The sequence below is a fragment of the Rossellomorea sedimentorum genome (genome assembly GCF_046237645.1).
Lineage (GTDB): Bacteria > Bacillota > Bacilli > Bacillales > Bacillaceae_B > Rossellomorea > Rossellomorea sedimentorum.
The window spans coordinates 629,223-654,469 of sequence record NZ_CP143546.1 but is presented as its reverse complement, the minus strand read 5'-3'; the positions used below and the strand labels follow the sequence as shown (position 1 = coordinate 654,469).

The 25,247-nt window shown below is 43.8% G+C and carries 19 protein-coding genes and 1 pseudogene; 12 read left to right on the top strand and 8 right to left on the bottom strand.

Going from position 1 to position 25,247, the window contains the following annotated elements; all coding sequences use genetic code 11:
* Positions 1-32 precede the first annotated feature (32 nt).
* Complete coding sequence (locus tag V1502_RS03210; RefSeq protein WP_409252952.1) at positions 33-1,055, bottom strand: DUF2332 domain-containing protein; 1,023 nt, start codon at positions 1,053-1,055, stop codon at positions 33-35.
* Positions 1,056-1,834: 779 nt separating this feature from the next.
* Entirely contained in the window at positions 1,835-3,241 is a 1,407-nt protein-coding gene (locus tag V1502_RS03205) for a DHA2 family efflux MFS transporter permease subunit (protein ID WP_409252951.1), read from the bottom strand.
* Positions 3,242-3,954: 713 nt separating this feature from the next.
* Here V1502_RS03205 and V1502_RS03200 point away from each other — a divergent pair.
* Together V1502_RS03200 and V1502_RS03195 are read left to right on the top strand one after the other, a co-directional pair.
* Positions 3,955-4,167, top strand: a pseudogene (locus V1502_RS03200) (KGG domain-containing protein); the annotation flags it as partial.
* Between the two features lie 399 nt (positions 4,168-4,566).
* Positions 4,567-6,015 carry an MDR family MFS transporter gene (locus tag V1502_RS03195; RefSeq protein WP_409252950.1) on the top strand — a complete coding sequence of 483 codons (1,449 nt, stop codon included), beginning with the start codon at positions 4,567-4,569 and terminating at the stop codon, positions 6,013-6,015.
* Between the two features lie 372 nt (positions 6,016-6,387).
* Here the strand turns inward: V1502_RS03195 and argH are convergent, their stop codons facing one another.
* Together argH and V1502_RS03185 are read right to left on the bottom strand one after the other, a co-directional pair.
* Positions 6,388-7,770, bottom strand: a complete 1,383-nt coding sequence (gene argH / locus V1502_RS03190) for an argininosuccinate lyase (RefSeq protein ID WP_409252949.1) — start codon at positions 7,768-7,770, stop codon at positions 6,388-6,390.
* 49 nt (positions 7,771-7,819) lie between these two features.
* Complete coding sequence (locus V1502_RS03185) at positions 7,820-9,064, bottom strand: argininosuccinate synthase (protein WP_409252948.1); 1,245 nt, start codon at positions 9,062-9,064, stop codon at positions 7,820-7,822.
* 334 nt (positions 9,065-9,398) lie between these two features.
* Between V1502_RS03185 and V1502_RS03180 the strand changes: the two genes are divergently transcribed.
* Both V1502_RS03180 and V1502_RS03175 read left to right on the top strand, forming a co-directional pair.
* A complete protein-coding gene (locus V1502_RS03180) occupies positions 9,399-10,448 on the top strand; it encodes an NAD(P)/FAD-dependent oxidoreductase (RefSeq protein ID WP_409252947.1) in 1,050 nt (349 codons plus the stop codon).
* A 400-nt stretch (positions 10,449-10,848) separates the two neighbouring features.
* The gene (locus V1502_RS03175) at positions 10,849-11,589 is read left to right on the top strand and encodes a hypothetical protein (RefSeq protein ID WP_409252946.1); all 741 of its coding nucleotides are present in this window, start codon (positions 10,849-10,851) and stop codon (positions 11,587-11,589) included.
* A 31-nt stretch (positions 11,590-11,620) separates the two neighbouring features.
* Here V1502_RS03175 and V1502_RS03170 read toward each other — a convergent pair whose 3' ends face one another.
* A complete protein-coding gene (locus V1502_RS03170; protein ID WP_409252945.1) occupies positions 11,621-12,145 on the bottom strand; it encodes a helix-turn-helix domain-containing protein in 525 nt (174 codons plus the stop codon).
* Between the two features lie 157 nt (positions 12,146-12,302).
* Here V1502_RS03170 and V1502_RS03165 point away from each other — a divergent pair, with 157 nt between their 5' ends.
* The gene (locus tag V1502_RS03165) at positions 12,303-13,355 is read left to right on the top strand and encodes an ATP-binding protein (protein ID WP_409252944.1); all 1,053 of its coding nucleotides are present in this window, start codon (positions 12,303-12,305) and stop codon (positions 13,353-13,355) included.
* Positions 13,356-13,504: 149 nt separating this feature from the next.
* On the opposite strand, the gene V1502_RS03160 is transcribed toward V1502_RS03165, so the two are convergent.
* Positions 13,505-13,681: a hypothetical protein gene (locus tag V1502_RS03160; protein WP_409252943.1), complete on the bottom strand. Its 177-nt coding sequence runs from the start codon at positions 13,679-13,681 to the stop codon at positions 13,505-13,507.
* Between the two features lie 1,062 nt (positions 13,682-14,743).
* Between V1502_RS03160 and V1502_RS03155 the strand changes: the two genes are divergently transcribed.
* The 4 genes from V1502_RS03155 to V1502_RS03140 all read left to right on the top strand — a co-directional run bounded on the left by V1502_RS03155 (position 14,744) and on the right by V1502_RS03140 (position 17,810).
* Positions 14,744-15,187: a S1 domain-containing RNA-binding protein gene (locus tag V1502_RS03155; RefSeq protein ID WP_409252942.1), complete on the top strand. Its 444-nt coding sequence runs from the start codon at positions 14,744-14,746 to the stop codon at positions 15,185-15,187.
* Between the two features lie 111 nt (positions 15,188-15,298).
* Complete coding sequence (locus V1502_RS03150; RefSeq protein ID WP_409252941.1) at positions 15,299-15,466, top strand: hypothetical protein; 168 nt, start codon at positions 15,299-15,301, stop codon at positions 15,464-15,466.
* Between the two features lie 377 nt (positions 15,467-15,843).
* On the top strand, positions 15,844-16,953 hold the full coding sequence (locus V1502_RS03145) for an aminopeptidase (protein WP_409252940.1): 1,110 nt from the start codon (positions 15,844-15,846) through the stop codon (positions 16,951-16,953).
* Between the two features lie 305 nt (positions 16,954-17,258).
* Positions 17,259-17,810, top strand: a complete 552-nt coding sequence (locus V1502_RS03140; RefSeq protein WP_409252939.1) for a flavodoxin family protein — start codon at positions 17,259-17,261, stop codon at positions 17,808-17,810.
* Positions 17,811-17,902: 92 nt separating this feature from the next.
* On the opposite strand, the gene V1502_RS03135 is transcribed toward V1502_RS03140, so the two are convergent.
* Positions 17,903-18,043 (bottom strand): hypothetical protein, encoded by a 141-nt coding sequence (locus V1502_RS03135; protein ID WP_409252938.1) that lies wholly within the window; start codon positions 18,041-18,043, stop codon positions 17,903-17,905.
* A 289-nt stretch (positions 18,044-18,332) separates the two neighbouring features.
* Between V1502_RS03135 and V1502_RS03130 the strand changes: the two genes are divergently transcribed.
* The gene (locus tag V1502_RS03130; RefSeq protein WP_409252937.1) at positions 18,333-18,902 is read left to right on the top strand and encodes a YhcN/YlaJ family sporulation lipoprotein; all 570 of its coding nucleotides are present in this window, start codon (positions 18,333-18,335) and stop codon (positions 18,900-18,902) included.
* A gap of 101 nt (positions 18,903-19,003) precedes the next feature.
* Here V1502_RS03130 and V1502_RS03125 read toward each other — a convergent pair whose 3' ends face one another.
* Positions 19,004-19,849: a neutral zinc metallopeptidase gene (locus V1502_RS03125; RefSeq protein ID WP_409252936.1), complete on the bottom strand. Its 846-nt coding sequence runs from the start codon at positions 19,847-19,849 to the stop codon at positions 19,004-19,006.
* 273 nt (positions 19,850-20,122) lie between these two features.
* Between V1502_RS03125 and V1502_RS03120 the strand changes: the two genes are divergently transcribed.
* On the top strand, positions 20,123-23,344 hold the full coding sequence (locus tag V1502_RS03120) for a M36 family metallopeptidase (protein ID WP_409252935.1): 3,222 nt from the start codon (positions 20,123-20,125) through the stop codon (positions 23,342-23,344).
* Between the two features lie 352 nt (positions 23,345-23,696).
* Entirely contained in the window at positions 23,697-25,160 is a 1,464-nt protein-coding gene (locus tag V1502_RS03115; RefSeq protein ID WP_409252934.1) for an amidase, read from the top strand.
* Positions 25,161-25,247 lie beyond the last annotated feature (87 nt).

The window sequence follows — 25,247 nt, the reverse complement described above, 5'->3', positions numbered from 1 at the left end:
ATCTTAAAACCCTTCATACTGTATTATTCACGTTACAACTGCCATTCAAACCATCTTCCGTGTCCTTCCGTCTGTCCGATAATATTTTTATATTCTGTACCATTTTTAAAATAATCCAGATGAAGCTCCCTGTCGTTCATATTGTTGTATATATGAATGACGTCCCTCTTGGCCGCAATCCTTTGAATCTCTTCGAAAAGCTTTTTCTTCCCTTCTACCGGAATCTGATTTGCCACATGGGTGTGAAACACACAGACCACAAATTCTTCAGGTATTTCATCTGCAGTACGAGGGAGCAGTTCGATTCCATCCCCTTCAATCAGGTTGATGTCCGAAGCTTTCACATACTCTGCCGCTTGCTCAAACACCTGTCTTCTTTCTTCATGTTCCGGCCATATTAAGGCGCTCAGCCAAAGGTAATCTTCTTTATCTGCAATATTATTAATATGTAAATCCATTCCTATTCTATGAGAAACGGGTGGAATCTCCTCTTTCAAAACAGGGCCATGTTCTCCTATTATCTTTGCTTGAAGTTCCACTGTTGAATTAACATTTCCATAGACTTTGCCCGTGCCATAAGAATAACTGTAATGGTCCCACATCAGCTGAAGCCCTGCACTTGTGCCGATCTCTATCAACGCAAGCGGCTTATTCATTATTTCATAGACATAAGTAAAAGCCGGAAAGAGATAGGCACATCTCCGGACTTCATTAGTTTGAACAAGCTTTGTTTCAAGAAGATGAAGGATTTCCTTTTTATACTCACGGCAAAACTCTTTAAATGGCATAAATGCTGCTTCATGGGTCTTGGGCCTGCGTGTCAAACTGGGATAGTAGTCTTTCAATGAATGTTGATACCCTTTCAGAAGAAGATAATGGACAGAGCCCAGAAGCAGGTTGGGAACTGGCTGTCCTTCCCTTGCATGACCGCATAATTCTAAAATCTCTTCATCTTCTGAAATTCGGCGTGATAGATGTTCATACAGGTCACTGGATCCCCGGCACTCTCTTTCAGCAAACCGGTTGAAAGTTTCAGACAGTATAGTGTTAACCATGTAGAATCCCCCTTTATTTATCACAAAAATTTGAGACCGTCACCTTAACTCTACTCCTTTTTTCAGAAAAATAAAACATCTTATGAAAGCAAAACGATTCATAGGTTCACTACGTTAGGTACGGGATTAGAATGTCTCCTCCTAAAGGCTGAATAAAAAACATCCTAACGATTGGTAATTCCGAACGGGATTCAGACTACACTATTGGTAGAAAGGAGCGATGAAGATGAAACGCAGAATGAAGAAGTTTTTCTCGAAGACCAATGACGCGGAAGCGAAGCGTATCCAGGATCAACTGACCGACAGGCGCGCCAGCTTATATAATATGATGTTTTAAAAAGGCTCTTTTATTAAAGTTGCTGCTATTTTATAAAAAAAGTAACCAGAGAAAAAAATATCATGGTAAGCAAGAGAGAAAAAGAGTTACTCTCCCTGTTTAGAGAGAATACCTCTAAAACACCCGGCACTGAGGATGTTTCCGTAAGCAATAACAAAGACAACCTTTAATAAAAAGGAGGCATTTTTATGCTGGCGATCATCAAGATCTTTTTTACAAATAACGACCATCCGGAAGCCACACGACTTAGAGATGAGGCCCTTAATCGTCACGCTATCTTTTACAACAAATTTTTCTAAAATAATGATCAGTCAAAGGAGATAGGTATGATTTACCTCACAAAGAGGTAGTGCCCATAATTGAATTAAAAAATCTATGGGCACTTCACCCACGACGATCCCCTTCTATATCTTCCGCTAATTTACCCAGCAAAAATATATTGTCACTCTTCAGCCGGGCTTGTCTTTCTCAGAAAGAACGACAGGATGATACCAATTCCTGCGACGACGCCCGCTGCGATGAAGGATACGTTGACTCCGTGGACCAGTCCTTCCATGCCATACTCTTCAGGGTTCAGGGCACTGTTTGTCATTATGGTCACGAGCAGAGCCGTTCCGACAGAACCGGAGATCTGTCGCATGGTATTGTTCATGGCTGTACCATGGGGGATGAGGCTTGGAGGCAGCTGGTTAAGCCCCGCTGTTGTAACAGGCATCATGACCAGTGCGACCCCAAACAGCCTCACCGCATTGACAACGGCCATGTAGGTAAACGACGTTTCTGTTGTCAGGGTGGTAAAGAAAAACGTGGAAATCGTCACAATCGTCAGGCCGACAATCGCAAGCATTCTAGCCCCGAATTTATCGAAGATCCTTCCGCTGACCGGATTCATGATACCCATCAGCAGCGCGCCGGGCAAGAGCATCAACCCGGACTCAAAAGCCGTAAACTTATGCATGTTCTGCATATAGATAGGCAGGATGGTCGCCCCTCCGATCATCGCTATGAACATAATCATGCCGATGATGGTAGCGAGGGTAAAGATCTTAAACTTGAAAACCCTGAATTCGAGGATAGGCTGATCCAGCTTGAACTGCCTCTTGATAAAGATGTACAGAATCAAAGCTCCGAAAACCAATGAAAGGATGACCTGCACACTTCCCCAACCTGCCGTTCCCGCTGTACTGAATCCATACAAAATTCCGCCAAAACCTAAAGTGGAAAGGATGATTGAAAGAATATCCAACTTTGGATTCGTAAGATTGGTTACATTTTTCAAAACAAAATAAGCGATGATGAAATCAATAATGGCTATGGGAAGTACAACATAAAAAAGCACACGCCAAGGGTACTGATCCACTAAGTAGCCGGATAATGTCGGTCCGATGGCTGGCGCAAAGGATATGACCAACCCAAACAGCCCCATTGCGGACCCGCGTTTTTCAACGGGAAAAATAACAAAAAACACTGTCTGCATCAAGGGAATCATGATACCCGCACCTGACGCCTGGACAATCCTTCCGACCATTAAAAAGAAAAAGTTCGGGGAGATTGCACAAATAATCGTTCCCAGCGCAAACAAACCCATTGCAGTCAAAAATAATCTTCTGGTGGTATAACGGCCTATCAGGAATGCGGTGATGGGAATCATCACCCCGTTCACCAGCATAAATACAGTTGTCAGCCATTGCGCGGTATTCGCCGTGAGGTCCAAGTCTCGCATGATGTGAGGCAAGGCCGTAGCCAAAAGGGTTTGATTCAAAATCGCCGCAAAAGCGCCTGAAATCAAAATAGCGACAATGGGCGCAATTTTGATATCTGGTTTCCCTGTTGTGTCAGACTTCTCCATCTTCTTCCCCCTTTTCCCAGGCGTTTGAGTCTAGTTTGCTGTTAATTTCAACCTCCGGTACAATGAGGTCTTTTCTCTTCTATACTCATTTGATTATTTAAAGGAAAAAAAGCAGCCGAAAAACTGCTTCGGTTATCGTCATAATTTTAGACCTTTTGAACAGCAGGGGACAATCAATATGCTTATGTAATAGGCTGTTTTTCCGTGGACCTGGATAACTTTCCTTTTGCTCCCCATGGTCCTCTAGGATACATCCTTTAGGTGTCGCCTATAGGACTTTACTTTTCCTTTTGCTGATTTATCGTCCTTTAGATGTCGCCTATAGTACTCTAATTTTCCTTTTGCTAATTTATCGTCCTTTAGAAGTCACCTATAGGTCTTTAATTTCTCTTTTTCTGATTTATCGTCCTTTAGGTGTCGCCTACAGGACTTTAATTTTCCTATTGCAGATTTATCGTCCTTTAAAGCATCCTATGGGACTCTAATTCCCTTTGCAAAATTTAACGTCTCTAAAGACACCTTAATCAATATCAACTTCACTTTAAAAATCAGCCTTCCTGGACCCCCTCCAACCTGGTAGTTATTCCCACCTTGTTTAAAGAGACGCAGAAGGGGAATTCATGTAGCAGAGGCAGAGATGCCTTATAACAGCTGTGTAAATCGTCTTAGAAGGAAAACAAACAAACAATTTCTATTTTTAAGGAGGAGTTACAATGGCACAAAACAACAATGACAACAATAACAAGAAGATGAGTGTGGAAGAAGCAGGCCGCAAAGGCGGGGAAGCTACTTCAAGAAACCATGATAAGGAATTCTATCAGGAGATCGGCCAAAAAGGCGGAGAAGCAACATCTGAGAATCATGACAAAGAATTCTACAAGGAAATCGGTGAAAAAGGCGGAGAAACGCGAAGCCGACAAAACGACAACAATAATAACAGCAACAGCAACAATAATAACAACCGCTAATCAAACATTTTCCCAGAAGCCTGCACATTTCGTGCAGGCTTCTTACATTTTCTGTAATTTCCTTTACCGCTTTCTTTTACTTTCAAGATGGGCAAGCCGCATATCCATTGCAGAAGCGCCCCCCATTTATCTTTGATATTCCTGGTTATCTTTTTCTTCATAAATTCGGTTGGATAACTTACCCTCTCCTTCCTTTCATTTGGAATATCTTTTTTCGATCATAGCTTTTCCTCACTAAGACTCCAAAGATCCGGCCACGTTGAGGTGTCGTTTCCATTTAGATAAAATACTTGAGAATTCCTGCCCAATGAACGATTATAGATAAGTGGATTTCATGTTATTTAATTGGAGGAACTTATGGAGAACAAGGTAAATTCTAAAGCGATACTCGTCACGTTCATGATTGGTGCTTTCTTTGCCATCTTGAATGAAACACTGTTGAATATAGCTCTTACTGAATTAATGAATGTTTTTAATGTGGATGCTCCGACTGTTCAGTGGCTGGCGACCGGCTTCATGCTTGTGATGGGCGTGTTGATGCCGATATCCGCCCTTCTCATTCAGTGGTATACCACAAGGCAGATGTTCATAGGCGTCATGTCCATTTTCTTGCTGGGCACCATCATCGCTGCTTCAGCTATGAACTTCCCGATGCTGTTAACGGGACGGATGATTCAAGCTGTAGGAACCGGGCTGCTGATTCCGGTCATCTTCAATGCCCTGCTTCTGCTATACCGCCCTGAAGTACGGGGAAAAATCATGGGAACCTTCGGGCTTGTCATTATGTTTGCACCGGCCATCGGTCCTACTCTTTCCGGCGTGATTGTTGATTACCTTGGATGGCGCTGGTTGTTCATCACGGTCATTCCGTTTGCGGTATTTTCAATTCTTTTTGCTGTAAAATATCTGCAGAATGTCGGCGAGGTGACTCGTCCAAGTGTCGATGTTTTTTCAATAATTCTTTCATCCATCGGTATTGGGGGGATTGTCTACGGCTTCAGCAGTGCCGGTGAAGAAGGGGCCGGTTTCACTTCTGCCAGAATCATTACAATACTAACAATCAGTGTGATCAGCATCATTGTCTTTACACTGCGTCAGCTCAAGCTTGATGAGCCTTTGCTCGATGTACGGGTTTTCAAATATAAAAGCTATGCCCGGGGAATCATCTTGTTTATCATCGTCATTATGGCAATGTTCGCTTCAGAAATCGTCATGCCGATGTATTTACAGGGACCTCTTGGCTATTCGGCGAAGGTCGCTGGTCTCTTATTGCTCCCGGGTGCTTTACTGAATGGTTTGATGTCGCCGACGATGGGAGCGTTATTTGATAAGTACGGCCCAAGGAAATTGATCATACCGGGTACCATTACACTCGTTGGGGTGATGTTCTTTTTCAGCAACATCAATCCATCAGTGCCAATGTGGTCCTTCATCCTGGTCTACATGATCTTGATGCTGTCCATCTCTGCCATCATGATGCCTGCTCAAACCAATGCATTGAATGAGTTGCCGAAGAATCTGTATCCACACGGAACAGCAATCGCCAACACACTGCAGCCAGTCGCCGGCGCTCTTGGGGTTTCGATCTTTGTCAGCATCATGACCCAGGGCCAGGCAAGGTATCTGGAGGGCGAAACTGCTGTTACACCAGAAATCGCCAACAAAGCCATGACTTATGGTGTTCACCATGCCTACTGGTTTGCCTTGGCGCTGGGAATTATCGCTGTAATTATTGCGCTCTTTGTCAAAAAGGCCGTGTCGCCTGATTTTGATGAGGAGGAAAACCCTGCTGAGTCTGGAGCTTAATCATGCAGGTAAAAATATATGCGGAAACGGAAACGAACCCAACTTTGAGTTGGGTTCGTTTTAATTTGGTGATAGTGATTTGCAGTAATCGCCTAGTGGCCGTTTTACTTTAAATTGAACTCACTTTTGGACTTTAAAATTGTCCTAGAGGCTCTTTCAACCTAAATTCCACTCTCTTTTTGCCTCTAGAACCCTCCTAGAGGCACTTTCACTCTGAAACTCACTCACGAACTGCCTCTAGAACCACCCGAGAGATCTTTCAGTTCAAACCCGACTAACATCTGGACCTAAGAACCGCCTTCGAGCCATGCTCTTTCAAAGTCCTCCAGCACCCCATCAGCCAGCGCGATATACATCAACAATTTTAGTGGATTACCCCATCCCAATAAGACTTCCTTCAGCGAGCAAAATCTGCTCCCTCACTTGGGAAGGAGATGTACCGCCGTAGCTCCGGCGCGCGTCCACCACATGGTCCGGGGAGAGGATCCGATATATATCTTCTTCAAACAGGGGACTGAACTTTTTGAACTCTTCCAATTCCAGGTCGAGCAGGAACTTTCCTTCCTGAAGGGCATAAAGCACAATCTTCCCGATGATTTCATGAGCCTCACGGAAAGCGACTTCCTTTGTAACAAGATAATCGGCGATATCCGTTGCATTGGAAAAATCCTGGTTGACCGCTTTTCGCATCGCAGCCTTGTTGACGGTCATCGTTTCAATCATGGGAGCGAGGAGCTGAAGCGAACCTTCCAGCGTTTCGACTGTATCAAACATCCCCTCTTTGTCTTCCTGCATATCTTTGTTGTAGGCAAGAGGCAGCCCCTTCAGGACTGTCAACAAACTCATCAGGTTTCCATACACCCTCCCGGTTTTCGCCCGAAGCAGCTCCGGCACATCGGGATTTTTCTTTTGCGGCATGATGCTTGAGCCCGTGCAAAACGAATCATCCAGCTCAATGAATCGGAACTCCTGACTCGACCAAATCACCAATTCCTCCGACAACCTTGAAATGTGGGTCATGATCAAAGAGCCCACCGATAAAAACTCGACAATAAAATCTCTGTCACTGACCGCATCCATACTGTTCGGATATACCTTATCAAATCCAAGCAGTTCCGCCGAGCGTTCCCGGTCAATCGGAAACGTGGTTCCTGCAAGCGCACCTGCACCAAGCGGAGACCAGTTCACCCGTTTCAGGCTGTCCTGCAGACGCTCCTTATCACGTTGAAACATCCAGAAATATGCGAGTAAATGGTGCGCAAACGAAACAGGCTGTGCTCTCTGCAAATGAGTGTACCCGGGAATGATCGTTTCAACATTATCTTTGGCCTGCAATAAAAGTGCTTCCTGGACGGCGTCGACTAATCCAATCAGTTCCTCTGTTTTTCTGTTAAGATACAAATGCATATCTGTTGCCACCTGATCATTCCGGCTTCTGCCTGTATGAAGCTTCCCGCCAACAGGACCGATCAAATCGATCAATTGTTTTTCAATATTCATATGAATATCTTCGTGCTCGACTGAATACTCCATCATGCCGCTTTCTATTTTACTCTTAATCTGTAAAAGTCCTTCAGTGATTAATTCAACGTCATTAAGGGATAAGATGGCGCATTCTCCCAACATTTTCACATGTGCCAGGCTTCCTTCTATATCTTCGAGTGCAAGCTTCTGGTCAAACGAAATGGAAGCTGTGAATTCTTCTACCAGTTTGTTCGTCGCTTTCGTGAACCGTCCGCCCCATAGTTTTGACATTATATTTTCCTCCATTTAAGCTAAGTTATTGCACTTTCCCTTTAGTAACCTATAAACCTGCAAAACTGGTTAGTTTGGCTGCTTCCTCGGATTGTGCTTCTTCTTTATTCACCTGTGAATAGACCTTAGTCGTCAGCCCCCACAGCTTAATAAAACCAACCGCAGCATTATGGTCGAATGCATCTCCTTTTGAGTAGGTGGCAAGCTCTTCATTATAAAGACTGTTGTCCGACTGGCGTCCCGTGACAAAATGGTTTCCTTTATGCAGTTTTACCCGCACCTTACCAGAAACGACTTTCTGAGTTTCATCTACAAAAGCCTGCAGGGCCTTGTTTAAAGGCGAATACCAGAGACCCTCATAAATAAGTTTGGCCATCTGGGCATCGACCGTGGTTTTAAATGCCGTAATTTCGCGAGGCAATGTTAAAAATTCAAGCTCTTTGTGTGCGTTGATAAGGATCAAAGCCGCTGGATTTTCATATACCTCACGGGATTTGATTCCCACCAGTCGGTTTTCAATATGATCGATCCGACCGATTCCATGCTTGCCGCCAATCTCATTGAGGGCTTCAATGAGCTCCACGATCTCCATTTTTTCTCCGTTCAATGATGTCGGGACGCCCTTCTCAAACTCAATTTCTATGTTTTCCGCTTCATCCGGTGTCAGTTCAATCGGATTGGTCCAGTCAAAAGCCCCCTCTGGTGCTTCGGTCCAAGGGTTTTCCAAAACCCCCGCCTCGCAGGCCCGGCCCCATATATTCGCATCAATGGAATAAGGATTCTCCAAATCGACCGGGATTGGTATGCCTTTCTCCTGTGCATACTGAATTTCTTCATCCCGGGTCATCCCCCACTCTCTTACAGGAGCAATCACTTTCATATCCGGTGCCAAGGCATTGATTGAGACTTCAAAACGGACTTGATCGTTCCCTTTGCCTGTACATCCATGAGCCACAGCCACCGCTCCTTCCTTCTTCGCCACATCTACTAGAAGCTTGGAAATCAGCGGGCGTGATAGGGCAGAGGAAAGCGGATATTTTCCCTCATAAAGACAATTGGCTTTCAAGGCTGGGATAATATAGTCCTTTGCCAGCATTTCTTTGGCATCCACCATGTACGCTTTAATGGCTCCCACCTGAAGGGCTTTATCTCTAACAAAATCCAAATTCTTTCCTTCCCCGACATCCAACCCTAATGCAATGACATCATATCCATACTTTTCCTGTATCCATTTTATAGAAACCGACGTATCCAGTCCTCCTGAATAGGCCAAAACAATTTTTTCTTTTTCCACTTCTCAACGCTTCCCTTCTTAACTAAATGATGAATTAAAATTTATTATACTGTATCTTTATACATTTACAACCCCTTTTTTTATGAATGAATAAAAAGAATTAGCTATAATTAACGAGTTTCATATACAATTTCACGAATAAATATTTCTTTCCGCTTAAAGATAAGCATACAATTCCCTATCTGCAGGAAGTGAAAGTTGATTTCACTTGCTTGGATAAGTTAACGTTGATAATGATTATCATATTCGGCTACAATGAAACTATATAGCTCTTAATTCACATATCTAAAACACTATTTTTCATATAAATGCACAGTTTAAGGAGAGGTCCATGATGAGAGAAATAGAATGCTTTGATGTCACGATCGTCGGCGGGGGACCGGCTGGCCTTTACTCAGCTTTCTACAGCGGTCTTAGGGAAATGAAAACAAAGATCATTGAATTTCAGCCCCAGCTCGGAGGCAAAATACATGTCTATCCTGAAAAAATGATCTGGGATGTTGGAGGCTTAACACCTACTCCGGGGGCCAAACTGATGGAGCAGCTTGTTGAACAGGGACTGACCTTTAACCCAGAAGTCGTCCTGAATGAAAAAATCGTCTCCATCTCGAGGGACGAAAAGGGGCTCTTTCTTTTAAAAGCGGCATCAGGCAATGTCCATTATTCCAAAGCGATCATCATTGCGGTTGGCAGCGGAATCCTTCAACCTCAAAAGCTTAATATTGAAGGCGCTGACCGCTTCGAAATATCCAACCTGCATTATACCGTCAAATCCCTGAAATATTTCAAAGACCGGACTGTCATCATCTCCGGCGGTGGAAATTCGGCAATTGATTGGGCGAACGAACTGGTGCCTGTTGCCAAGCAGGTATACCTGACCTGCCGTAAAGGAGAGTTAAGCGGGCATGAAGCACAGGTCAGCCAATTAATGAACAGTTCTGCACAATGTTTATTCAATACTTCCATCTCTAAGCTGATTGCCAAAGACGGTGAAGATGTCATTGATAGAGTGGAATTGACAAATAATCTTTCGAAGGAATCAACTTGCCTGTCCGTGGATGATGTCATCATAAACCATGGTTATGACATGGATGCTTCCCTTCTGAGAGACAGTGAACTCAACATCAAGCTGAGGGATGATTTCTATGTAGAAGGTTCCGTCATGGGTGAATCCTCCATTCCTGGCATCTTTGCAGCAGGAGACATCGTCAAACATGACGGCAAATTGAATTTGATTGCCGGTGCGTTCCAGGATGCGGCCAATGCTGTCAATAAAGCGAAACAGTATATCCAGCCGGATGCCGGCGCTTCTGCCATGGTCTCTTCTCACAATGAAGTATTCAAGAAACGCAACAAAGAACTTGTCCGGCAGCTGGTGAAATAAACGGTAAAAGGCGTATTCCCTTGATGGGGAATACGCCTTTCTTATTGGTGTGGCTCATCCTAACTCCTGTCTTACTTCAGTCCAAGGTTGAACCACACCCGTTACCTCTTTTTTCGCATAATAATAAGGTTCTTTTTGATATAACTATGTTTTGGGAAAGAATAAATATTGTTAATCAAATGGCCAGGAAGTGTATTTCATGGATTTCTTTGCAGGACAAGATTACCTGACACCTATTCAATGGGGTGATGGACCGTTATCGGATTCTTCTTCCTTCTATTAATTGCCAAACTACCGAATAAGGTCGTACACGTTTGTGTGCGTTACCTCAAATAGATATAGTAGTATGATGATAATGAACAGTTAATAATGCATTTTTTTTAAAAAGGAGGATTCGGAATTGGAATCGATACTTTCTTCTTTCTTACCTGCAATCCGCTCGCTGACTCTTCCATTGACGAAAGAGGAAATGCTTACGGAAAGGTTCCTTATTGAAAGGGCCGGGGAATTGGAAATGTACTATTCTCCTCATAACGAGTACATAAATACCCATGCAAAAGTGGTGATGGTCGGCATCACTCCGGGCTGGACACAATTAAAAACCGCATATGAGCAGGTAATAAAAGGGATTGAAGAGGATCACAGTCATAAACAAATCTTAGAAGCAGCAAAGATAGCTGCAGGGTTTTCGGGTTCCATCAGAAAGAACCTCACTGATATGCTGGATCAACTGGGGCTGCCGGAACTGTTCAACATCGAGAGTTCTTTCTCCTTATTTAAGGAAAACAGGCCGCTATTGCATACTACTTCTGTCATCAAGTACCCTGTGTTCATTCACGGAAAAAATTATACAGGCCACAGACCCAAAATTGATCAATCTGATTTACTTAGTTATTATGCCTATCAGTCCTTTAGAGAAGAGCTGGAACAAATTGAGCCTTACGCCCTGATTATTCCACTCGGCAAAACAGTGGAAGCAGTCTTTGAAAAGCTTCAAGAAGAAAAGAAGCTCCCTCGACACACATACTTATCAGGTTTCCCCCATCCCTCAGGAGCGAACGGACACCGGATGAAGCAGTTTAACCACAATAAAAATATGCTGACATCTATACTTCAATCTTGGATCAGTACTACAACATAAAAAGGCATACCTTCCTCATCGAGAAGGTATGCTATTCCAATTCTGTAGAAGAGGTCGCCACTCCAATAATCTGGTTCTCTTCGTTCATTAACGGCTGAGCAAAAACATCATAATAGATTGAACCATTGGATAAAGGGAAACAGATTTTCCTTCTGACAGGTGCCTTAAGGTTCAAGACATCCTTCTTTAACCTTTCCATGGCACGCGTCCCCTCATTATCATCGATTTCTGTATCGGTTTTTCCAATGACGTCTCCCGGGTCAAAGTCAAAATGCGGATTATAAATCCACGTATATTTCAGCCTGCTGTCACAATGAGCCAGAATCATAGGGGAATTATTCAGCGAGAATAGGAAAGGATTTTCGTCCATTGAAAACGCGGAGAAATGAAATTCCAGGATGTTGGCTATTTTTTTTGCAACATCTTCACTGGGCTTGCGCTCTCCTTTTTCAATTTGTGCATAATACGAACGATCAATAAATGCTTTATCAGCAACTTGCTGCTGTGTAAATTTCCTTTCTTTTCTTAAAGTGATCAACCATTTTCGTTTTGTCATTTTACAACAACCTTTCAACCCAATAGAACAAGTGGCTTGTTTGCCACATTTTTTCATTGTCTCATATATAAGGGTTCTAATCATGTGGCTTTTTTGCCACTTATGTTAATCATTCCTTCTCCTCTCTATATGGTAAAATATAGGGGGAGGGGATATAATGACCAACCATATTAATTTTTCCCGTTCAATTGATAATTGCCTTGAGGCAAAAGTCATATTACGGTCAGGAACTATTTGTTACGCCAGCCAGGGGTTCATTGACCTTCTGGACTTTAAAAGTCATAAAGATATTCTCGGCGAAAACATTTTTAACTATATGCATCCCTCCTGTCTTGAAGAAGAATTTGTACGCCTGCTCAAGGGCAGGCATGCGGAGATTTTCCCAATACATAATCAAGAGATGATCTGTGCAGACGGCCGTATAATAGAGACGGAGATCATGGCAGCTCCCTTCATCCACCAGAGTGAGATCCTTGTTCAGGTCCTTATACGTGATTTATCAGATATCAAAAAACATGAAGAGCTGCTTAGGCAATCCGAAAAGCTTTCACTCATCGGGGAATTCGCTTCCGGCATGGTCCATGAAATCCGCAATCCCTTGACGGCGATGAAGGGCTTCCTTCAGCTGATGAAAAGCCATCCAAAACCGGAATATATTGATATTGTCCTGCAGGAGCTGAAGGAGATAGAAGACATAGCAAATGAATTGCTTCATTTCTCCAAGCCTGCAGAACATCCATTGACCAGACAAAACCTTACCGATATCGTCGTGGAAGTCATCAATTTCTGCGGTGCCGAAGCGTTCAAACAAAATATCCAAGTGGAATTATTTCATGAACAAAATCTTGAAATAGAAGTAATCGGCAGTAAAACTCAACTGAAGCAAGTCCTGCTGAACATCATTAAGAATGGAATCGAAGCCATAATGACCAATGGAAAAATCAAAGTCCACATCACCCAAAATGATGATAATGTGGGTATCCATATCATTGACAATGGTGTCGGCATCCCTAAAGATCAACTGAACAATATCGGGAAATCTTTTTTCACAAGCAAAAAGCAGGGCACAGGGCTCGGGATGATGGTTTCATTCAATATTATCCAGAACCACAATGGGTCCATCAATATTGAGAGTGAGGAAGGTAAAGGAACAGCATTTATAATCACTCTTCCTTTGGCAGAGAAAAAATCACTTTCCCTTTCACCTTGAGGAGAATGCTACTTCTAGCAACATCCCGTCCATTTACCAGGCAAGGGCTGATATGGAAATGAGAATACTCCTCCTTTTTTCCTCTGCCAAACATCGAGAAGCCCGTTAAGTTATCTTCTTATCAAAACGGGTAAAATGCCTATTCACTTTCATGCCGGCCTTTTCATGAACTTTCGCTGCAGCGGTTCCTTTTCTGAATCGAGGTTCAGATCTTCAAGCCCTTTAGGTTGGTATTCAGGGTGTGACATTACGAGCGATGGATAGGCAGCCCCACCGCTTGCCGTTACAGCTGCAAATCCAATGACTCTCCCCCATTCCATCACCACACAAGTGTGCGCCTCCATATCGGCCAGTGGAATTTGTTTTGTGTCCCCTTCAGTTGTTTCGATTTCTCCAAACCATGCAGGTCATAAGCCTCCAGGAGTTTAACAAGTCCAGGCACATCTCTCATTTCTGAACACCTGATATTCATACCGGTTCTTCTTCACTATAGTATTTTTCTCTTTAGTAGTTCCATATAACTCCGTGAAAATCCTTCTTTGAGGGGAAACGACCTGGGAACCGGGGGAGTGGTTATTCATAGGGCCAGAAACTCTTTTCTAACACTTTGTTGCTATTTAAGTTCAAGAGATATGCCTTAATGCCCAAAACTTGCTTTGGTAAGCAAGAAAGAAAAGAGCTAATCACCCTTGTCAGTCAGACATGCCCTTGTACCCGAGGGAAAAATCCGTCCATTTGGATTTTTGCGAAAGCAACAATCTATACGAATACAGCCTACTGAAAAATGCTCAGTTAATGCTCAAATTCAATTTCTCTTAGACATCAGGAGCCCTTGTGATTATTAAGGGGGAACTAAGACGCGGTATTTCATTTCGAGTGGACTGAGCGAATGACACCCTGCGCTCCGCACGCGCGGTACTTCATTTCATCTAAACCTCTCAAATGACGACATGCGCTCCACAAGCGCGGTACTTCATTTCTCCTAAACCACTCAAATGACGACATGCGCCCCGCACGCGCGGTACTTCATTTCATTTAAACCAGGCAAATGACGACATGCGCCCCGCACGCGCGGTACTTCACTTCATCTAAACCTCTCAAATGACGACATGCGCCCCGCACGCGCGGTACTTCATTTCATCTAAACCACTTAAATGAGGACATGCGCTCCGCACGCACGGCACCTCATTTTTTGGAAACAACTGAAATGGTTAAATTTGCTGAAAACTGGCTAAAATTAGTTCAAATGGACTTTCTTTTCAAACGGACATACAGCCGATATCTGCTCAGAGCATTTACTGATACTAAAGGCATGAATCACCATTAGATATTCTGCTGTATATTTGTTATAATAAAGCGTTGTTACAATTATTAAGGGGGAACTTTTTTTGGCAATCGAAATAGGCAGCAAGGTTAAAGGTAAAGTAACTGGTATCACTAATTTCGGGGCATTCGTGGAATTACCCGAAGGCTCAACCGGTCTCGTGCATATCAGTGAGGTGGCGGACAGCTACGTTAAAGATGTTAATGACCATCTTAAAGTAGGCGATGAAGTTGAGGTTAAGGTAATTAGTGAGAATGCGGGCAAAATTGCCTTGTCAATCAAAAAAGCAGTGGATAAACCAGAAGGATCTTCTTTCACTAAACGTCCTCCCCGCCAAGGAAGAGACAGCAGACCGAATAAGGATTTCCGTTCTAAAGGAAACTTCAAGCCTAAGGAGTCTTTCGAGGATAAAATGGCTAAGTTCCTGAAATCCAGCGAAGAGAACCTGTCATCTTTGAAACGCAACACTGAAGGTAAGCGCGGCGGCCGAGGCGGAAGACGCGGTTAATCTTATAGATGTACCATGAAATGGACAAAGGCAAGCAACCAGGCTTGCCTTCTTTATTTCTTTATTCCTCAATCCATTGGTCATAACATTAATCCCAGAAAGGGTGAGAATATGGGAAAGTGTCTATTCAGCGTCGGTGAAGAAGTCAGCATTAAATCATCGGAGGAACCTGTAACAATCCTCAAATCCCAATACGTCAAAAACATGAAAAGATACTCTTACATCGTGAAAGAATATCCAGGTACATTTTTCTTTGAAGAAGAATTAAAGAAAAGATAGGACACCCTGACCACCATCAGGGTGTTTTTTTGCTCTTTTCTAAAACTTTGTTGCTATTTAAATATGAAGTTCAAGAAATAAAGCCATGATTTACAAAAATCATCCTGTTAAGCAAGAAAGAAAAGAGCTATCCCCCTATTCAGAGAGAAAATCCCTTGTACCCATAGGGAGAATCCAGCCTTTTGGATTTTTCCGAAAGCACCAAACTATACAAAAAAGCGTTTTTTTGAAGATGAAGAATACAAACAGAAAATTTTCCCGAGCAGGAATGTGCTAGAATGGATGAGTATGCAGTATTTATTTTACATATCACCTGAACTTTTCCAGACTCACAGCCGGGTGGTCCCTGTCAATATTCTAATAGGGGGTTATTTAATATGGATTCTAGAATACATACGCTTGCAGAAACCGTTGTTCAGTACTCGCTGAATGTCCAAAAGGGGCAAAAAGTTTTGATTGAAGCTTTGGATGTTCATGATTACGATTATATCGCCCCGTTTATGGATGCTGTTTTCAAAGCGGGAGGACAAGTGTTTGTCGAACAGACCGATTATCGGATCAATCGCAAAATGATGCTTTCCGGCACTAAAGAACAGTTTGAAACAGACGCAAAACTGAAATTGGCTCAAATGAAAGAAATGGATTCCATAATCCTCATCCTAGGCGAAAATAATATTTCGGAGTTTGCCGATATCCCCTCTGATAAAAAGAACACTTACCGCCAGACCTATAAGCCGGTCAGTGATGAACAGCTGAAAAAGAAATGGGTACTGTTCAATGTACCGACCAAAGCTTACGCACAATTGGCTGAAATGAGTACGGAAGCTTATGCAGACTTTCTTTATGAGACGTGCACAATGGATTACAGTAAAATGTCCAAATCCATGGATGCACTCGTTGCTCTTATGAATAGAACAGAAAAAGTCCGGATCCTCGCGCAAGGCACCGACCTTCACTTTTCCATCAAAGACATGCCAGCAATAAAATGCGACGGCAAACTGAACCTACCGGACGGTGAAGTTTTTACAGCTCCTGTCAAGGATTCGGTAAATGGCCGTATCACCTTCAACACTAAATCGATCTATGCCGGCCAAACATTTAACAATATCCAACTCACCTTTGAAAATGGAAAAGTCACCGACTGCCAGAGTGACAACAATCAAAAGCTGAACGACCTGCTCGATTCAGACGAAGGAGCACGTTACATAGGCGAATTTGCTTTGGGAGTCAATCCTTATATCAACAACATCATGAACGATATAGGGTTTGATGAAAAAATCAACGGAAGCCTTCACCTCGCTTTGGGTGAGGCCTATGAAGTTGCGGATAATGGAAACAAATCCTCCATCCATTGGGACATTGTTTTAATGATGAAGCCGGAATTTGGCGGAGGGGAAATCTACTTTGATGACGTCCTGATCAGTAAAGACGGGAAGTTTGTTGAGGAATCGTTGATTGGATTGAACCCGGAAAATTTGATGGGATAGGGATGGCTGGTTTTCAGCCATTCCTTTTTAATTTTAGAAGCTTTCAATAGGTATTTTTTACCCTTTTCTATTTTAGCGTCCTTTACAACCTCTCTATCGGCCTTTAATTTACCTTTTCATTTCATCGTCCTTTAGAACCTGCAAGCTAGATCCCCTCTTCACCTTTTAGGTGCTCCCCAAGAACCTGGTGAACCTCACAGCAGGCAATACCAGAGATTTTATGTTATTTTTAAACAGTAGCAGGAACAATTGGAAACAGATTAGGCTTTTTGAAATATACTACATAAGAAGAGGAGTGTATGCTGATGAAGATTTTAGCTTTGCTGGGGAGTACAAGGAAGAACGGCAACTCGGAGTATCTGGCAAACAAAATTCTTGAGGGAACTGACCATACAATCGTCACTTTAGCAGATAAACATATTGAGCCGATTACGGATATGAGACATACAGAAGAAGGGTTTTCACCGGTAAATGATGACTATGAGAATATCCTCCGACTCATATTAGAGCATGATGTCCTGTTGTTTGCCACTCCCCTTTACTGGTATGGCATGAGCGGTCCGATGAAGAATTTCTTTGATCGCTGGTCCCAGTATTTGCGTGACGAACGCTTCAACCTGAAGGAAGAGCTGACGAAGAAAAAAGCCTATGTCGTCATTACAGGAGGAAGCAGCGCGAACATCAAAGGGCTTCCGCTTGTGCAGCAATTCAATTATATTTTTGAATTTGTCAACATGGAATTTACGGACTACATGATCGGTGCGGGTGTGAGACCGGGAGACATATTGAATGACCTCCCTTCCCTGAAAAAAGCGGAACGGTGGAACAAACAGTTTAGAGACGCAGATCCTTTATAGGATGGCGTCTCTTTTTTTGCGGTTACCTCTGACATTGCCTCAGTACTATAAAAGGCGCAAATCCAGCATTGAATCTGCGCCTCCCTTTGTTATCAACCGCCAAACCAGCTCTGTGCTTTGGCTCTTTCTTCTTCTTGAATAACGTTCTCACTTTCATCAAACCTCTTTTTTGGACGAAGTAAATTAGCAATGAACGAGAACACTAATATCAACCCAAAAATCCACCACAACATTGATAGTCCTCCTTTTTCATGTGACCTCATCACAGCAGAACTTCAGCTACAACTGGTGTCTTATTTTTTATTTTACCATAAAATAGGTGTTTTATCTGTATTAAAAAATTCACATAACAATGTAGCTTGATCTCGATGCTTCCATGGGGCGGGAATCAGGTATGTGGTTTCAAATGAGGATGGTCCCAGGCCGATTCGCAATCCATAGAATTTTCCTTCTCATGCATATTTTTTTCTTGTCTGCAAAATCTATCCTTGAAATCTAATTTGGATGTGGAGGGAATTTTACATGAAAAGACTCAAAATAATGTTCACTGTTGTGACAGGGCTGGCTTTGCTGGCAGGATGCGGGATGGCGAATGGCGGCAACGGAGCTGACAATAATAACCTTCAGCCTCAAAACGTCGGTTACAATAATAATGGTAATAACGACCTTAATGGTAACGGAAACAACGGAGAGAATGGGATGTTCGGAGATAATGAAAATAATGGCCTGTTTGACGGAAATGACAATGACGGGCAGCAAAGAATGGAAGTTGCTGATCGTGCAGCCGAAAAGGTAAAGGAAATGAAAGAAGTCCAGCGGGCAAATGTCATCGTAACAGAGAACAATGCTTTCGTTGCAGTAATGCTGGAGGATAATGCAGAAGGCGAAGTAACAAGACAAATCGAAGAAAAGATTTCCAATATGGTAAAAGATACGGATTCGGATATCGAAAACGTCTATGTATCCTCTAACCCTGATTTTGTTGACAGGATGAATAACTACGGAAACGACCTTCAAAACGGAGATCCTGTTGAAGGGTTGTTTGAAGAATTCAGCGAGATGACAAGAAGAGTATTTCCGAACGCTCGTTAATAACTTGTAAAAACCCGCATGAAACTGATGTCATGCGGGTTTTACTTTTGAGAAGATTCTTAAGGGACTATTTCGGTGTCGGGGCTTTTCATAAAAAAATATCACGGATTTAACGTCTCAAACGTATCTCCGCCTTTAATCGTTCCACTTTGGAACCCTTTGTAGAACCAGCTTTTCCGTTGCTCTGAGGTTCCATGGGTGAAGGTTTCCGGGACGGCATACCCTCTTGCCCGTTCTTGAATGGTATCGTCTCCTACCGCACTTGCCGCCGTCAAGGCTTCTTCAAGATCCCCTTCTTCCAGCAAGTTCATCCCTTGAGCATGATGCGCCCACACACCTGCATAATAATCAGCCTGCAGCTCAAACCGAACAAGATATTTATTGAATTCTGTCTCACTCAGTTGATTTCGGAGAGGCATGATTTCGTCGCTGGTGCCAAGCAATGTCTGCACATGATGTCCGACCTCATGGGCAATCACATAAGCCATGGCGAAGTCGCCCGGTGCCTGGAATTTTTGCTGAAGTTCATTATAAAAGCTCAGGTCTATATAGAGTTTCTGATCGCCGGGACAGTAAAATGGCCCTACAGCAGAGCTGGAGGTTCCACATGCTGACTGGACACTGTCCGTATACAGGACAAGGGTGGGTTCTTTATACGTCATCCCCTGCTCTTCAAAAATGTCAGTCCACACTTCCTCTGTATCTGCCAATACGACTGAAACAAAATCAGCGAGCTCTTCTTCCTGTTCCGTTCCCTGGTAAGACTGGCTTGTTTGCGTGCTTGTCCCTCCGAAGTTGTTTAACAGTGCACTTGGATCGCCCCCAAGCAGAGTGAACAGGAGAATCAGGACAATCCCGCCAATTCCTCCCCCTGCAGCAATGGATTTACCTCGCATCCCGCGGCGGTCCTCAACATTGGAACTCGCTCGTCTTCCTTTCCATTTCATATCTTTGTCCTCCCTGTTGTTGGTAAATATAGTTTCTGTATACCCAGGATTTTATAGATTATTTATTTCCGTAATAATAAAGGAAAACCCGGCAATACTTTTCCACCCCCTACAACTTTAGTAGTACTCACGATAAGACTTACAGGTAATATTAGTAAGCATTTCTAAGTAAATTGTTTGTCAGCTATAGCTTCTTCCTCCCATGCAATGTAATCTATAAATGTTATGTTGCAGAATTTTCTGTCATTTTTTGAACGAATAAGGAGGATGTTCATGCGCTCGAAAAAACAATGGTTTTCAATTTTAGGAACGGCCGTATTAGCCGGTTCCCTCTTTTCCCCTTTAAATGCAGGGGCCACCAAAGCCCCGGGACCGATTGAATCTGCAAACTTCCTTGATCATCATACAGCTGAGAAACTATATGATGTTAGAAATGTCATAAATAAAATAATGCCAACCCAACAGCAATTGAAGGCTGCCGACCAGCTTATCAGCAGCTCAGGTGCAGGTGTTAAAGTTCAATGGAACTCAACGTTCGGAACTCCTTCCATGATTGTAAAAGATGGAGGGTATTTATCCGGCCCTTCTAACATGAATGCAGAAGCCACTGCCAGAGACTGGCTAAAAGTCAATTCCGCTTTATTTGGCTTAACCGAGGCAGAGGTAGATACACTACAAGTCATCCGCAATTATAAAATGCCCGGAACAGGTTTACAGCCTGTTACATTTCAACAGACGTTCGATGGCCTGGAATCCGTTTATGGCGGCCGTGTAATCGTCGCGGTAAATAAAGACGGCAAGATTCTCTCTGTAACCGGCAACCTAAGCCCCTCAAAGAAACTTGCAGAATCTTTCACCCTGTCTGAAAGTGACGCTCTTCAAAAAGTCCTGCAGCTTGAAGCACCTTCGATCAATCTAGTACCGAAATTACTGGGAACAAAAAATGGCTGGCAGGAATTTGACGGTGGTGATGTGCTTCCAACTGTGCAGCGCGTAAAAAAAGCAGCCTTCATACGTAATGATGAAGTCCGTCCTGCTTACAGAGTGCTATTTATTGAGGAATTGGATGAGGGATATGAAGTCGTTATCGATGGAGTGACAGGAGAAAAGCTCTATCAGCGCTCACTCGTGAATCATATCATCGATTCTTCAGGAGAGATATTTGAAAACTTCCCAGGTGCTCCTGCGGGTGGGAAGCAGGTAGTGAAATCTTTTAAAGGAGATCCTGCCGCCTCCCCTCTTGGATGGGTATCACCAACAACTAAAACAGGTGTGACGACACTTGGAAATAACGCTAATACTTATGCAAACTGGAGTAACTTCCTGGCTCCGGCAGACCAAGTTGTACGGCCGGTCAATGCTTTCGGCCAGTTCTATTACCCGTTCCTGAACTCATGGCAGAAATCACAAGGAGCTACAACACCACCTTCCTATGCTGATGATGTCAACAGTGCGGCAACGAACTTATTCTATCACCACAATTTATTTCATGATTATTTCTACAACCTTGGCTGGGTGGAAAGAGCCGGAAATCTCCAGACTTCCAACTTCGGCAAAGGAGGCGCTGAAGGCGATGCCATCCTTGGATTGGTTCAAGCTGGTGCCTTATCCGGCGGTGCTCCGACCTATACCGGACGTGATAATGCCTACATGCTGACATTGCCGGACGGCATCCCTGCATGGAGCGGCATGTTCCTTTGGGAGCCGATACAAGGAGCTTTCCACGGTGAATATGCAGACGGCGATTATGATGCCGGTATTATTTATCATGAATATTCCCACGCCCTGTCCAACCGATTGGTCGCCGGCGGGGAATCACTTGGCAGCCACCAGGCAGGTTCAATGGGAGAAGCCTGGGGAGACTGGTATGCCATGCACTATTTAATCAAGAAAGGGCTTCAAGATAAGCCGGTTGTTGGAGAATATGTCACAGGAAACAAGGATAGAGGAATCCGCAGCTGGGCCCTCGATGATTCTCCTCTGAATTATGGAGATATCGGATTTGACATTGTGGGACCTGAAGTACATTCTGACGGTGAAATCTGGGCAGCTATTCTTTGGGATGTCCGCCAGACCCTTATCAATGAAATTGGCAAAGAAAAAGGCGAAGAAGTCATCGAGCAGCTTGTCATGGATGCTATGCCGATTTCCGCACCGAACCCTTCCATGACAGAAATGAGGACTGCTATGATTACAGCCGACTTTGAGCGGTATGGCGGTCAGCATTCCGACACGTTATGGGCTGCGTTTGCGAGTCGCGGATTGGGGATTGATGCCTACTCTGACGGCGGAAATGACACCGATCCAACTCCGGCCTTCAATCACCCTGACAGCAGTAAAAATGGACTGCTTGCCGGAAAGATCATTAATTCGGCTACCAAGCAGCCAATTGAAGGTGCCAGAATCATCATCGGGGAATATGAAGCCAGAACGAGCGCCGCGGTGACTACCAGTGAAAAAGGCGGCTTCGGACTTCCTATGATTTCCGGCACTTATGACATCACCATTCAGGCCCAAGGGTATGGTTCACGTACTTTCGAGAACGTACAGGTTGAATCCGGGAAAAACAAACCTCTAAACTTCGTGCTGGAGCCAAATGCTGCGTCTATGTTCAATGGTGCCTCTGTTGTAAATGTATCCAGTGAATCAGACAGCAATCCTGTAAAAATGGCCATTGATGATACAGAAGCAAGCGTATTTGCAACCGCAGCTGAGGAAGACGGTTTTACAGGAGCTGAGTTCACAGTTGATTTAGCCGGCGATAAACCAGTAAAAGTTTCTCATATCCAAGTTAGTGCGTTCAAAGATATCTCGAAAGGAAGGTTTGCCACCTTGAAGGACTTTGAAATTCAGACTTCATTGGATGGCAGCAACTGGACGACAGTGGCGGAAGATCAGTTCGTCACACCGAAACCTCGTCCTGCCGCGCCAGACTTACATTATAAACAGCTCGAATTGACGGAGCCGGTAAAAGCCAACTTTGTAAAATTGGTGGCCAAATCTGCTCAGGACGAGAGTGCCGGATACATTCAAGTGGCAGAATTACAAGTGTTCAGTGAGAAATCCAAAATTGAACCTGGCATCCTGGAAGCAGAAGAACCATTTATTTTTGAAGGCAGTGTACTGGCTGGAAATGCAGCCACGGGTGTCGGCAGCCTTGCCGGGGTTTCTGCGGCTACGGCTGTCACAGAAAATGAATTTATAGTCACTCAGAATCCGAACCCGGTATCCCAAGGAGCGGATGGCTACGTCGTCACTCTTCCTGAAGGATACGGCGATGGAATCCACACCTTCAATCTGACAGGACCAGCAGAAACAAATGACTATGACTACGACGTCTATTTCTATAACAAAAATTTTGAAATCATTGGTTCTGTTGCCACATCAGGTGCAGATGAAACCGGCATTGTCCCAGGCGGCACACGGTATGTATATGTCGGCTTATACACCGGTGCAAACGTACCATTTACATTAACCGTAGAACGACCATATTAAGAAGGCACTTCCCGATCATACCCTTGTGTAGGTGATGGTCGGGAAGTTTTTATTTTAAAAGGCTCTTTTCGTAAACTTTGTTGCTATTTAATACAAAGTTTAAAAAATATCTACTTAATTAAACAGAAATAGCCTGATAAACAAGGAAGAAAAGAGCTAATTCACCTTGTTCAGAGAGAAAAGCCCTTGTCTCCAAGGGAAAAATCCGGCTCTTTGGATTTTTCCGAGAGCAACAATATATACGAAAACAGCATTTCTGAAAGAATATTCTGCTAATATAAAGGAAAATATCTTCCATCCATAGTATACTGAAAAGAAGTTTGCTATCTATGTATTGGAAGGAATGACTATCTTGGAAAATCCTCAACTCGAAAAATATAAGAATGAATGGTTGATAGAGACCACCATCAATGAGTTAACTGATAAACTACATACCGGCGAAATCACTTCGCAGGAGCTCGTATTGATTTATTTAGACAGAATCGCAGATGTCGATCAATCCGGCCCTTCCATCAACTCTTTGATTGAAGTTAATCCGGATGCCCTGCATATCGCCGCATCCCTTGATTACGAAAGAAAAACCAAGGGCAGCCGGGGACCTCTTCACGGGATCCCTGTTGTGATCAAAGATAATATTGATACAGGTGATAACATGCATACATGTGCCGGATCACTAGCCCTGGCAGAATCTTATGCCAAAGAAGATGCCTTTCTTGTCAAAAAGCTTCGTGAAGCAGGAGCCATCATCCTGGGAAAAACAAATTTGACGGAGTGGGCCAATTTCATGGCAGAAAAGATGCCGACCGGCTATAGTTCACGAGGCGGCCAGGTCCTGAATCCGTACGGAGCTGACTTTATGGTCGGCGGTTCCAGCGCCGGTTCTGCAGCTGCCATCGCCGCCAACCTTGCAGTTGTTTCAGTCGGTACAGAAACATCCGGAAGCATCTTAAGTCCTGCAAGCCAAAACTCGCTTGTTGGCATCAAACCGACTGTCGGCTTGATCAGCCGCACGGGAGTCATCCCTATCTCCCATACCCAGGACACCGCAGGACCAATGGCCCGTACGGTGACAGATGCTGCTTTGTTACTCGGGGTACTGCAAGGGACGGATGAACGCGATGCCATTACTGCTTCTAATCCCCTTTTGGAAACCAACTATACGGATCATCTGTTGAGAAATGGGCTGCAAGGGAAAAGAATCGGAATTGCGCGCAGCACTTATTTTGACTACCTCGATGAATCTAAATTGGCGATTATGGATGCCGCTGTTGAACGACTCGCTGAATTAGGGGCAGAAGTGATTGATTCAGTTGAAATCCCTTCTACAGGGTCCGATTGGGATATCAATGTCCTGCTCTACGAGTTCAAGTCCGGTATCAACGCTTACTTGAAAACGGTTGATCCTTCAGTGGGCATCCGTCATCTCAGCGATATCATCCGCTTTAACACGGAAACTGGTGAACCTGCCTTGAAGTACGGTCAAAAAGTGCTGGAGGAGTCAGAAGAAACCAAAGGCCTGTTAGATCCGGTTTACCTGAAGAGTTTGGAAAAAGATCAATACCTCTCCAAAAAGAACGGAATTGACGCCGTCATGAAGGAGCATGGATTGGATGCAATTGTATTTCCAAATAACTTCGGGGCAATGATTCCTGCAAAAGCAGGTTACCCGTCCATAACCGTGCCAGCAGGATTTACACCAGAAGGCGAACCGGTTGGAATCACTTTTACCGGCGGAGCTTACAGCGAACCAACCCTGATCGAAATCGCTTATGGCTATGAGCAGGGGACGAAGCATCGTAAGCCGCCTGCAGAGTGACAAGCATGGCTCGGATTTGTAAAAAAAACACCTTGTGGATTGTAATATAAAGAGTGATGGACAACTACTTTGTCCATCACTCTTTAT